8 protein-coding genes are annotated in these 13004 nt (G+C 55.2%); 5 read left to right on the forward strand and 3 right to left on the reverse strand.

The window, feature by feature from the left end; all coding sequences use genetic code 11:
* Positions 1-57 precede the first annotated feature (57 nt).
* The 3 genes from BLR72_RS01985 to BLR72_RS01995 all read right to left on the reverse strand — a co-directional run bounded on the left by BLR72_RS01985 (position 58) and on the right by BLR72_RS01995 (position 3564).
* Positions 58-2178, reverse strand: coding sequence for a catalase (locus BLR72_RS01985; RefSeq protein ID WP_091944559.1), 2121 nt, complete (start codon positions 2176-2178; stop codon positions 58-60).
* A 48-nt stretch (positions 2179-2226) separates the two neighbouring features.
* Positions 2227-2730 (reverse strand): YciE/YciF ferroxidase family protein, encoded by a 504-nt coding sequence (locus tag BLR72_RS01990; RefSeq protein ID WP_210183714.1) that lies wholly within the window; start codon positions 2728-2730, stop codon positions 2227-2229.
* Between the two features lie 216 nt (positions 2731-2946).
* Positions 2947-3564 (reverse strand): Type 1 glutamine amidotransferase-like domain-containing protein, encoded by a 618-nt coding sequence (locus BLR72_RS01995; protein ID WP_091944562.1) that lies wholly within the window; start codon positions 3562-3564, stop codon positions 2947-2949.
* Positions 3565-3874: 310 nt separating this feature from the next.
* Between BLR72_RS01995 and BLR72_RS02000 the strand changes: the two genes are divergently transcribed.
* From BLR72_RS02000 to BLR72_RS02015, 5 genes are all read left to right on the forward strand, one after another.
* Complete coding sequence (locus BLR72_RS02000) at positions 3875-5089, forward strand: glycosyltransferase (RefSeq protein WP_091944565.1); 1215 nt, start codon at positions 3875-3877, stop codon at positions 5087-5089.
* 101 nt (positions 5090-5190) lie between these two features.
* The gene (glf, locus tag BLR72_RS02005) at positions 5191-7443 is read left to right on the forward strand and encodes a UDP-galactopyranose mutase (RefSeq protein ID WP_091946481.1); all 2253 of its coding nucleotides are present in this window, start codon (positions 5191-5193) and stop codon (positions 7441-7443) included.
* Complete coding sequence (locus tag BLR72_RS22855) at positions 7436-9499, forward strand: glycosyltransferase (RefSeq protein WP_348271816.1); 2064 nt, start codon at positions 7436-7438, stop codon at positions 9497-9499. Before glf ends, BLR72_RS22855 begins: the two co-directional genes overlap by 8 nt.
* Before the next feature lie 16 nt (positions 9500-9515).
* Positions 9516-10616 (forward strand): zinc-dependent alcohol dehydrogenase, encoded by a 1101-nt coding sequence (locus BLR72_RS22860; protein WP_348271817.1) that lies wholly within the window; start codon positions 9516-9518, stop codon positions 10614-10616.
* Positions 10609-12858 carry a glycosyltransferase family 4 protein gene (locus BLR72_RS02015; RefSeq protein ID WP_091944568.1) on the forward strand — a complete coding sequence of 750 codons (2250 nt, stop codon included), beginning with the start codon at positions 10609-10611 and terminating at the stop codon, positions 12856-12858. Before BLR72_RS22860 ends, BLR72_RS02015 begins: the two co-directional genes overlap by 8 nt.
* The last annotated feature ends 146 nt before the right edge of the window (positions 12859-13004 follow it).

The raw sequence follows: 13004 nt of genomic DNA on the forward strand, positions 1-13004 counted from the left end.
GGATTTGCGTCCTTGGCCTGACCGCGGCGCTTCAGCTGCGCCGCGGTCAGGGGCCTATTATTTCATTTTGACATTTGGCTCGCGTGACCACAGGCGTAGCTTGCCCAATGCCGCAATAAAGGTCGCAACATCCTTGCCATCGGATAAGAGGATCACCCCTTCATCAAGGTCGCCGGCAATGCCGGCCTTCTCGAATAAAGGCAGGGCAGCGTCGTTGTGACCGATGAATTTGCAGTGTGCGAAAGCGTCGGCGACGAAATCCCTGGCCGTGGATTCTTTGACAAGAGCGGCCGCACCTTCAGGGGAAGGCAATATGGCCACTGCGTCGTACAACACCGATGGCCCGCCATCGATCATCTGGTCACCTTTTATCAGCGTACCATCGTTGCCGCGAACTCCCCCAACGACGGGGGTGATAATTTCAAACACCGCTTTTTCGGCGACAATGGCCTCTTGCAGTTCCTTGACGACTGCCGCATCGAATCCGTCCGTCAACAGAATGCCGAGCTTTCGTCCCTCGAACCGCCTCGGACCTCGTTCCACGATGCTTAGCGCTGGCGAGGGGTCAAGATCCTGCCTGGTGGGCATGGCGGCGTCCGCGGCCTGTGGCATGGTTTCAAGTCCAAGTCCTTGGGCAACTTTGTTTGCCAACGAATCGTCGATATTGAGAAGATGCGAGACAACACGTTCGCGTATTACCGGGGTTTTGACCTTGCTGAGTTCGAAGGTCAGGGCGGCGGCGATATGTTTCTGCTCGGGCAGGGTCTGGCTGATGAAAAACTGTCGCGCCTGGCTATAGTGATCTGCAAAGGACTCGGCCCTCAGCCTGATCTTCTGACCAGATTCTCCATCAGCAAATGACCGGAAGCCTCGCTCGGGCGACTCGCGCGGACCTACTCCCCAGGAGTTCGGTTGGTAATTGGCGCGGCCCGTCGGATTGCGCATGGCCATGTGACCGTCCTGCTGGAAATTATTGAACGGGCATTTGGGCGCATTGATTGGAATATGCGTGAAATTTGGTCCGCCAAGACGCTTTATCTGCGTATCGAGATAGGAGAAATTCCGACCCTGCAGCAACGGATCATTGGAAAAATCGATCCCTGGGGGAACGTTCTGCGTCATGAACGCAACTTGTTCGGTCTCGGCAAAGAAGTTGTCAGGCATTCTATCGAGCACGAGACGGCCAACGGGTATCGGCGGCAGAATTTCTTCAGGTATTATCTTTGTCGCATCCAAAATGTCGAAGTCGAAAGCATCGGCAAAATCCTGGTCAAAAAGCTGGACTTGAAGTTCCCATTCCGGAAAGGCGCCGGACTGGATGGCGTCCCACAAATCGCGCCGATGGAAATCGGGATCGGCACCATTGATCTTGACCGCCTCGTTCCATGCCACGGACTGCAAGCCAAGCTTTGGCTTCCAGTGGAACTTTACGAATGTCGATTCATCATTGGCGTTGACCAGGCGGAAGGTATGAACACCAAAGCCTTCCATGAAACGGAAGGAACGCGGGATGGCCCGATCCGACATCACCCACATGATCATGTGCATGCTTTCCGGCGTCAGGCTGATGAAATCCCAAAAGTTGTCGTGGGCTGACTGGGCCTGCGGAAAACCCCTGTCTGGTTCTTGCTTGACCGCATGAACCATGTCGGGAAACCGGATTGCATCCTGAATGAAGAACACCGGAATATTGTTTCCGACCAAATCCCAGTTGCCCTCTTGCGTATAGAGTTTAACTGCGAACCCGCGCACATCGCGTGCAAGGTCGAATGAACCCTTGTTCCCCGCGACTGTTGAAAATCGAACAAACGCCGGTGTTTTTTCTCCCGGACGTTGAAAGATGTCGGCCCGGGAATATTCCGCCAAAGACAAAGTGTCGTATGTTTCGAAATACCCGTGGGCGCCATATCCGCGAGCGTGCACGACGCGTTCGGGGATGCGTTCGTGATCGAAGTGAAAGATCTTTTCGCGGAAATGGAAGTCTTCCAGCAAGGTGGGCCCGCGATCCCCGATCTTCAACGAGTTTTGATCGTCTAGGATGGGTCCCCCCTGGGCTGTGGTCAGTATGGGTGTATCACCGGCGGCTTCCTGATGAAGTTCGCCGCCAGCGCCCCGCCGCAGCTTTTGATCGTGGATCGTGGCTTCGTTTTTGGGATCGGATTTGTTGGTCGTGGACATGTGTGTTCCTTGGATTGCCTGCTTGATTGGCAAAGTATTTTGAGGATTTTACTTTGATGACTTCTTTGTTTTTGCCGATCCCAAGGTGTCGGAGAGAGCATCCAGATCGGCGTCCGTCTGGATTTCCTCCTGCAACGTGGCGTCGAGTAAATCGGCCGCATCGGTTAGACCCAGCAGCATCGCGAGCTTTTTCAAAGCGCCGTATCGGGCCATTTCATGATGCTCGACTGCTTGAGCTCCGGCAGCGAGCCCGAGGTCCAGTGCAGCACTGTCCTTGTATTCGGCGATAATCTGATTGCCTTCTTCGATAAGCGCGTCAATCGCAGGGCAGGTTTTACCTTTTGCGGGTTTGCCGGATAATTCAAAAACTTGATCAAGACGATCAACGTGAACCTGCGTTTGATCGAAGTGCTTTTGAAACGCCGCGCTAAGTTCCTGGGATTTTGCAGCAGTTGACATTGTTGGCAGCGCTTGGAGGATTTTCCGCTCAGCGTAGTAAATTTCTTTTAATCCGTCGTAATAAAGGTCTTCCAGTATCTTGGATTGCATCATTTCACCTCTCCTGTTGTAGTTACTTAACAGGTGGGTCGGGCTCTTGTTCCGCAGCAGACAAGTTTAGATCTGACTTAATTTTCCGAGGGACATTCGAGCGCAGCGCCAGGTTGCCACCTGCACTGCGGTAGCGGCGGTGGCCCTCCTTGTGGAACCGACCGTCCGAGTTCAACCCCAGCCTCCAAGGCTCGCTTAAGCGCGGGCGCTGAACTTGGGTCAGATAACCTTGAATGAGTCGCCCACAACGTGAATGACCTGATCGTCGTTAAGACCGAGACACATTGTGCCGTTGCCTTCGAAGGCTTTGTAGGTCTTCTGAACCAAGGCGCTGAAGCTGGGATGATCCATATGCGGCAGGATCGAAAAATTGACCAGATTGAGGCCGATATCGTTGGTTTCCTCCGCCTTTGAGCGGTCATCCAGCGCGTCGGCATAACTGATTTCCGGTGTCGCAACGATCGAGCCGGCGCTAGAGCCGATATAGACCAGTCCTTCGCTAATACGCACCCGCACATGGTCAAAGAAGCCGCTTTTGCGCATATGATGCAGAAGATAGAATGTGTTTCCTCCGCTCATGTAGACTGCGCTGACCGTATTCAGTGCAGCCTTCACCTCGTCCGGGGTCTTGCCGACGAGGTCGTAGTCAATGACCTCGAAGCCCATTTCTTCAAAGGGGCGATAGTGGCTCTCATAGTCCGGCTTCCATCCTTCGCCGTATGCCGCCGTCGGAACGATCATGATTTTCGTGCCCGCAAATCTGTCTGCGAGGATCGTCCGGATCTTCGGAAAACCCGACGTGAGTTCAGAGGCCAGCAGTAATTCCTGTGCTTTCATGAAGTCTAACAAAACTGATTATTCTTGGAGGAGCAACCCGTTTCGCTCGACATCAGCTTCTCCGATCAGCGATTGAGCACAACTTTGATGCAGCCGTCCTTCTTGTCGCGGAACGTTTTGCTTTCCTGTGACCGAATTCCGTCCTGGAATTGTTCCGGCGGAAATTAAAATTGGAGGGTGGCGACCGCCGGACCCAAATATCAGACGATGATGCCGTACGGTTTCGGACAAAACGTAAGTGTCCGGAACATCTTGAGAGTCTCCCAGTTTGCTTTCCTCGTGGCTGAAAGCGCGCAATGGGAGAGGTTGAATGACATCCATGATCGTTATCAGTGACTTTCTGGATGACAGCCGGCCCAACCAACAGCACTCCAAGGAATACCATCTGAAAAAATGGCAGGACCGTCACGGCTCTGCCCTGTCCTTATCTGTAAAGCCTCGGGTTATGGATGTGCAGGGCGGGTACCTGCAACGGCTCCCGCTGGCTTGCATCAACGCCGGCATCGTCGACCGTGCCGAGATTTGGCATCATACCCGCTCGGAAGGCAACTACGAGCAGTCGCCAGCTGATCAGGCATTGATCAGCCGCTCGTTTCAACTCACTGGTGAGGGCGCGCCTTACGTGTCGGACGACATGCTGGCGTTTCTCGAGGTCTTTGGACCGCCAGATATTCTCGTCGTGCTCGGACTTGGGGTTTGTGAAGCTGTTCTCGAAGCGTGTGCCCCGAGTTTCAAAATCTACAACTCGATCGACGCTCCGGCTCTCCGTGTACCCGAGGCCGTAAGCCGGCATTTCGACCTGGTCCTGACGGGAGCGGAATGGCAGTCGGAAGATGTGGCGCGCCGGCATCCGGACATGGAAACGGCAATAATGCCAATCGGACCGGAGTTTGCTTCCGATACCACGTTTTTTCCAACTGGTGCAGATAAGCTTTACGACATCATTTATATAGCTGCCGCACAGGCTTACAAGCGTCACGACATCCTTTTTAACGCCCTTGCCAGACTGCCGCGCTCTGTCCGTACATTGTGTGTTTTCGGCTACGGGGAGGATGCAGAAAAATTACAGGATCAGGCAACTTCCCTCGGCATCGATGTCGACTTCATAGGTCCGCCCGGCGTCTCAATCGAAGCAGTCAACGGCCTCATGAACAGCGCCCGGATCGGCGTGGTTTGCGGGGTCGATGACGGCGCTCCAGCAATCCTGACCGAGTATATGCTGGCGGGTCTTCCAGTTTTAGCCAATGAGGAACTGTGCTGCGGAACGCAATACATCACGCCGCGCACCGGGGAATTGGCGTCAGCCGAGCGCTTCCATCTGGCCATAACGGAAATCCTCGGCCGCAGCGAACAATTTTCACCGAGGAGCGAGGTGCAGAATAACTGGACTTGGCAACACACGGTCGAACGGTTGCGAGGGCTAATCGCTTCTCACAGAAAGTTTCACTCCGACAGGAACATTGAAAGCAAGCGGTCGTTAGGCCTAGACAACCAACAGGAGCGAATATGCTTTGGTCCAATGTGAACCGTCAATTTTCCGCCGACATGTTGCCGGTTCTGGAAGGCCCGATTATCTGCTTTTCACACTTGCGATGGGACTCGGTTCGTCAGCGCCCCCAGCATTTGATGGAGCGGTTCGCCAACCAGCGGCAGGTGTTTTTCTTCGAAGAATACATACCTACCGATCACCACCTGGCATATTTCGAGATCCATAGTTTTGAAGACTCTCCGATAAAGTCGATCCGGCCCCGCATACCCGGAGATTGGGACAATGCCCGGCGCGAAGCGGCGTTGGCGAAAATACTCGACGAGATAATCCTGCTTCTGTGTTCGGCCAAACCCATCCTTTGGTTCTATACGCCGATGATGTTTGCATTCGCCCGGCACGTTGACAGTGCTGCAATCGTTTATGATTGCATGGATGAGTTGGCGAGCTTCAAGTTTGCCCCTTCTGAACTCAAGCATATGGAGCGTTTGCTCATAGGCCACGCTGATGTCGTTTTCACCGGCGGATTTAGCCTTTACGAGTCAAAACGACTTCTCCACGAAAACATTCATCCCTTTCCGTCGGGGGTTGAAACAGATCACTTCAAGGCGGCACGAAATCCTCTCTCCACTCCCGTTGACCAGGCGGTTATCGGGGGCCCCCGACTTGGATTTTACGGGGTCATCGACGAGCGGCTTGATCTTGAACTGATTGCCTTTGCAGCGCGGGAGCTTCCCGAATGCTCCTTTGTTTTCGTAGGACCCGTCGCCAAGATCGACAAGGCTGATCTGCCCGTTGCGCCGAACATCCATTATCTCGGGCAGAAGGATTATGCTGAGTTGCCCGCTTATCTGGCGGGGTGGGATGTGGCCCTCATGCCATTTGCTCTCAATGAATCGACGCGGTTCATCAGCCCGACCAAGACGCCCGAATATCTTGCCTCCGGCCGGCCGGTCGTCAGCACGAAAATCACCGACGTAGTTCGTCATTACGGCGATGTCGACGGCGTCCTTACCGCAGCGACACCGAGCGAATTCGTGGCCGCCTGCCGCAAAGCTCTCAAGTTGCCGAAAGGCGATGCGGGGCGGATTGCCGCGATCGATGCACGTCTGGGCGAGATGTCATGGGACAGTATCCAGCAACGTATGCAGGCCATCGTAGAGGAGGCGATTGAGCACAGAGGACACCCGCTTGGCGGAGAGAAACGCCGCGACAATCGGGTCGTCGCGATAGCAAACCCGGGCAAGCCCCCTTTTGACTATCTGATAGTGGGTGCGGGGTTTGCTGGCTCAGTGTTGGCCGAAAGGCTGGCGTCAGCCGGCCACCAAGTGCTCATTTCGGATCGCCGGTCTCACGTCGGCGGCAACGCCTACGACTATTACAATGAAGACGGTCTTCTCGTTCACAAATACGGGCCTCATATATTTCACACAAACAGCGAAGAAATATTCAACTATCTTTCGCGGTTCACACAATGGCGACCTTATGAACACCGTGTGCTTTCCAGTGTGAACGGCCAATTATTGCCGGTACCTATCAACCGCACCACGCTCAATCGGCTTTATGATTTGCGCCTTTCATCCGACGCGGAAACCGCCGCTTTTCTCCTGAGCAAGGCGCAAGCTATAGAGACGATCCAAACGGCCAAAGACGTTGTGCGGGCTCAAGTCGGCGACGAACTCTATGAACTGTTTTTTGAGGGCTATACCCGCAAACAATGGGGCTTCGACCCATCGGAACTTGATAAATCGGTCACAGCCCGCATTCCGACGCGCACCAACGACGACGATCGTTATTTCCTCGATACGTTTCAGGTAATGCCTCTCCACGGATACACACGAATGTTTGAAAATATGCTCGACCGTCCAGGAATTACGATTGAGCTCGCCACCGATTTTGAACAGTTGAGGGATCTGCGTCTGGCAAGCCATACTATATTTACGGGGCCGATCGACGAATACTTCAACTTTCGTTTGGGGAAACTTCCATACCGCAGCCTGAATTTCCTTCACGAGACAATTGACAAAGAACGGTTTCAAGATGCGGCCGTGATCAACTTTCCGTCCGAAGACATCCCCTATACGCGGATAACCGAATACAAGTATCTCACCGGCCAGTCACATCCGAAGACCAGTATCTGTTACGAAACGCCTTGCGCAGGTGGTGATCCCTACTATCCGATCCCACGTCCTGAAAACCAGGCGATCTACAAGCAATATGAAGCGTTAGCGAAGCAACAATCCGATGTAAGCTTTGTCGGCAGGCTCGGAACGTACAAATACTACAATATGGATCAGGTCGTTGGTCAGGCGTTGGCCACTTTCAAACGCTTGATGCAGCAGGCCGGACATGTAGACCAGATGCGAAGCGCCGATCAGGCATCGAATGCTTGATTACGCGAAAGCCCACATCGTCCTCGCGACAGATAGTCTTGATCCGTCCGGTATGGGCGAGCACATGCTGGCATTGGGTCGCGCGCTGTCGGACCGTTTCAAAATGACGCTGGCGCTGCCGGGCTTATCCCGCGGCAGGCCGATGATGGCCCGTGCAAAGCAATACGGCATGGCGGTAAAAGTCCTTGATCACGACTTTTCCACTTGGCTGTCGCGGGCTGGCGTCGACCTGCTTCATGTTCACGCCGGCATCGGTTGGGAGGGACACGACCTTGCCCGCTCGGCCCTTGCCCTTGGATTGCCGGTGATCCGTACGGAACACCTGCCGTATGTCCTGACGGATGACGAACAAAAAGAACGCTACTTTGAGGGAATAGCCAATATCGACCAAATCGTCGTCGTTTCAAAAGCGTCGGAGCAAAGCTACTGCGAAAACGGAATAGCGGGCCTTAAATTGACGACGGTGTTCAATGGCGTTTATCCGCTCGAGACGACGAGACCGCCCAAAAGCATAATGGAAGATCTCGAACTCGAAGGGGCGCGGGTGCTGCTGACAACGGCAAGATTCACGCAGCAGAAAAATCATGCAATTCTGATGGAGGCGCTCCCGGCGATTGTTCGCAACCATCCCGATGTACTCCTTCTCGCGGCGGGCGAGGGGCCGCAGCTCGACACGATACGTTCGCTCGCTGACAATCTGGGTGTAAGCAAGCACGTGCGTTTCCTCGGCCAGCGCAGCGACATCGGCAATCTGATGAGCATCGCTGAGATTTTTGTTTTGCCTTCGCTTTTCGAAGGGCTTCCCCTCGTTGTGCTTGAGGCGATGGCAGCCGGGGTTCCGGTCGTCGCCTCGAAAGTAGGCGGGAACTACGACGCTCTTGGAGAAGATCATCCTTTCTACTTTTGCCCGACCGACGCGGTTGGGCTTGGCGAGATGGTGTGTCTTGCCCTGTCCCATCCGGACCTTGGCGAAACGACCGCCAAGGCCGCTCGACGCCGGTACCGCGCGCAGTTCAGCGCAGAGCGCATGGCGGCCGAAACAGCAAGCATCTACTTGCGGCATCTGACCCAAGGGTCCCCAATCCGGAGAAAGACAATCATGGAAACTGTTCGCATCGGGTTCATAGGCGCGGGCGGAATTGCCCGACGTCACCTTGATATCATTGCCGGTTTCGATGACGTGCAACTGGTAGGACTCGCGGACCCCGATCTGGAACGGGCCAACAGCGCCGCTAGCGTCTTTGGTATGCGTGGCTTTCCTGACGCGCTGGCAATGCTGGCGGAATGCGAGATCGATGCCGCATTTGTCTGTGTTCCGCCCTTTGCGCATGGCGATATCGAGCGGGAGCTTGCAGAGCGCAGAATTCCATTCTTTGTCGAAAAGCCACTGTCACTCGACATTGAGACCGCTGAAGAAGTCGCTTGCCTTGTCGAAGACCTTGTCACTGCGGTCGGCTATCACTGGAGATATCTCGATACAGTGGAAGAAGCACGCGACCTGCTGATTGGTAACCCGCCGCAACTGGTAGCAGGCTATTGGCTAGATCAGACGCCTCCGCCGCGCTGGTGGTGGAAACAAGCTGCAGCGGGCGGACAGATTGTCGAACAAGCCACCCATATCATCGACCTTGCCCGCTATCTCGTGGGTGATATCACCGAGGTTTCGGGGCTATCCAACCACCTCGAAAGGGCCGACTTCCCTGGTCTCGATGTGGCGACTGCCTCGGTCTCAAGTCTCAGGTTCGCAACCGGGGCCGTTGGAACCATAAGTTCGACATGCCTGTTGCGTTGGGGACACCGCATCGGGCTGCACCTCTTCGCAGACGGACTGGCAATCGAATTGTCCGAGCGCGACATCATGGTTGACGTTGGCGCCGGACGCCCCTCCCGAACCGCTGGGGGAGACCCGGTACTGCTACAGGATCGCCACTTCATCGACGCAGTAAAAGGAAGACCCAACAATATTCGCTGCCGATACCGGGATGCACTTCAAACCCATCGTGTGGCGCTTGCAATAAGCGATTCGATGCGCACCTGCCAAACCGTAACGATTTAGCCGGAGAACGAACGCAATGTCGTACCGTCGGTCCATTCGCTCTTTGGGTATCGAAGCCCCGGAACGCGCCTACTACTTCGAATATGAGGAAGAACCACCAAATGGCGAACAGCTTCAGCTTGATACGCTTTTCAGCGGCCTTTCAGCTGGAACCGAACTCACGTTTCTGAAAAACACCAACCCATTCTTCCATAGCCGCTTTGATGCCGACCGGGGCGCCTTTATCTGCGGCGAGCCCGCTTTGCGCTATCCAGTTCCCTTCCTCGGATATATGGAGGTCGCGCGCATTTCCCGTTCGCAAGTGCCTGATTTTAAGGAAGGTGGCATTGTCGCCACAACGTACGGCCACAAATCCGGACATATCGCCAATCCGGATTCGGAATTATTGGTGAAGCTTCCGGATAGTCTCGAGCCTATACTTGGAATCTTCGTTGCCCAAATGGGGCCAATCGCCGCCAACGGCATCCTGCACGCCGGCGCCGAGACCGGAGGGCAAGATATCGCCCGACTGGGACAAGGCATCGAGGGGCGTCCTGTCATCGTAATGGGAGCCGGCACGGTCGGTTTGATGACTGCGCTCTTCGCCCGCCATTGCGACGCGGCCGATATCATCGTTGCCGATCCGTCACCATTTCGCAGGGCAAAGGCTGAGGCGATGGGATTTGAGGCAATGAGCGAAGAACAGTTATCTGAACACGCCAAACGATCGTGGCACCATGGCGGCAACGACAGGGGCGCCGACTTCGTCTTTCAAACGCGCGCCCATTCAAAAAGCCTCGATACTGCATTGAAAGCCCTCCGTCCGCAGGGAACTGTTATAGATCTTGCATTTTACCAGGATGGCGCGAAAGCCTTGCGCCTCGGAGAAGAATTTCACCACAACGGCCTCAATATACGATGTGCGCAGATCAATCGCGTCCCCCGGGGCTTGTCGCACCGGTGGGATCGCCGGAGGCTCGCCCGCGAAACCATCGTGATGCTGCAGCGTGAGGGATCGCTGATTTTGGAACATATGATCACCGACATCATCCCATTCGATGACGGTGCAAAGTTTTTGAACGATCTTTCGAGTCGGCGCCGCGACTTTATCCAAGTGGTATTCAAAGCTGATGTCTGACCCGAACGCACCTTCCCCGGTCCGTCTTCTGTTCGTGTTTGCGTGGCTCGTCGTCGGGGGTGAGGAAACTGAAGTGCGCCTTCTTGCGCGCCACCTTGATCCAAAGCGGTATGTTGTAGATGTCGTCGCCTGCTTTCATCGACCCGGTATGACGGAGCAGACTTGCGACCAGCTCATTGCGGCAGGGATCGACGTTGACACAACACCTTATGAGCTGTCATTCGAAGACACCATCGGTTATCTCGCGTCGAAAATTCCGAACTATGACATTGTCATTTCCTGCCAAAACGTCGCCGACATCTATCCAGCATATGAGCGATTGCATCTGCGTCCACCGCTGATCGAGCACGGCGGGTTGGTGTCGGAGGCTTTGGCCGGACCCAAACACTTCACGGCGCGGTATGTAGGTGTTTGCCGGTCCATTCGCGATGCTGCTGCGTCAAAGATGCCAGGGCGGCCGCATCACGCTCTCGAGATACCTTCAATGGTTGACCTTACGGCATTTCGGCCGGGCGTAAGGTCATCTGTCCGCGCGATGTTAAAGCTTGGCGAAGACGATGTCCTGATAGGGTGGGTGGGCCGTCTGGACCGGAAAAAGAAGGTGGAGAACTTCATCGAGGCCGCCGCGATTGTGCATTCGAGTCATCCGAAAACACGCTTCATCGTTGTGGGTGGCCCGGACGCTTTCATGCCGGATTACGAAGTCGAACTCAAACACCTGACGCGACAACGCGGCCTCGACACTGTTTTGACATTTCTTGGGGATCGCGACGACGTTCCCGACCTGATGGCCGCGATGGATATTTTCGCGTGGCTTTCGACTGGCGAGGGCATGCCGCATGTGATCGCTGAAGCGGGGGCGGCGTCGTTGGCGGTGGTGGCCACTGCGGATAATGGCAGCATTCAACAAATCACGGACGGAACGTCGGGCTTTTTTGTGCCGCATGATGACGCGGCGGCGGCTGCGGCAAGAATTCTCATGCTGTCAAATTCGCCGGAAGCGCGGATCAAGACGGGCGCAGCGCTGCGCCGGCGAGTAGAAAGCGAATACAGTGTCGAAGCAGTGGTACCCATGTGGCTCCGGCTGTTTCGAGAAGTCCTCGCCGAGCGACCGTGCGGGATACGCTCGGGTTTATTCGCTTCATTCATGCAGGCGGGCTTCGAGTGTTCTACACACCGCTTGCGCGCTCCCGAAACCGGCACCCCGGGCAAACGTCTTGACCTGATTGCATCGACGGGCCACGACGTGATGGCAGAACAAGATTATAATCTCGTTTCCCGTTACAATATCCGAACGGTCAGGGACGGCTTCCGCTGGCATCTCGTCGAAAATTCGCCGGGACAATACGATTGGTCAAGCGCACTTCCGATGGTTCGGGCCGCAGCGAACGCCGGCACTCAGGTAATATGGGATCTGCTCCATTATGGCTGGCCAGATCACATCGATCCGTGGCGCCCGGAGTTCGTCGGCAAGTTTGCGCGATTTGCAAAAGCTGCCGCCGGTCTCATTCGTGGAGAGAGCGACGAAACCCCGTTTTATTCTCCAATCAACGAGATTTCATTCCTTGCATGGGCCGGGGGAGACGCCGGCTATCTCAATCCATTTGGGACCCGGCGCGGCTTCGAACTCAAGGTTCAACTTGCCCGCGCTGCAATTGCTGCGATGGATGCCATTCTGGAGGTCGATGCACGCGCGCGTTTCGTTCACTGTGACCCCGTGATCAATATCCCTCATGATCCATCGCGTCTTCATGAACGATCTATTGCCGAAGGCCATCGTCAAGCGCAGTTCCAGGCATGGGACATGTTGTGCGGGCGCGCCTGGCCGCAGCTTGGCGGGGATAACAGATATCTCGATATTATCGGCGTGAATTATTACTCCAACAACCAATGGTTGTATGGGGGCGAAACGATCGACACGGGCCATCCCCGGTATAAGCCGTTTCGATATTTTCTCACCGAGACCTATGCGCGCTATGGACGCCCCATATTTGTTGCGGAGACTGGAATAGAAGGCGACCGGCGCGCGTCGTGGCTTGCCTATATGGGCGACGAGATAAATGACGCCATGCGGGCTGGCGTACCCATGGAAGGCATCTGCCTTTATCCGATCATCAATCATCTTGGCTGGGATGACGACAGGCCGTGCGAGAATGGCCTATTTTCTTGGGATCACACGCGAACGGTGCATTTACCGCTCGCCGACGAACTATCCAGGCAGAGCAGTCGTTTTGGGAATTGATGCTAGATCACTCGCACGGCAGCACCGCGACCAGAAATACCGGAACTCTGGATGCGCAAATCACGCGCATGCCGTGATTCAATTTGGCGGTTAAGTACGTTGAGGTGTTGGTAAACTCTGAAGGATTTGTGATCGGGCAGGGACAA

Origin of the sequence: Phyllobacterium sp. YR620, assembly GCF_900104165.1 — a bacterium.
GTDB classification, from domain to species: Bacteria; Pseudomonadota; Alphaproteobacteria; order Rhizobiales; family Rhizobiaceae; genus Phyllobacterium; species Phyllobacterium pellucidum.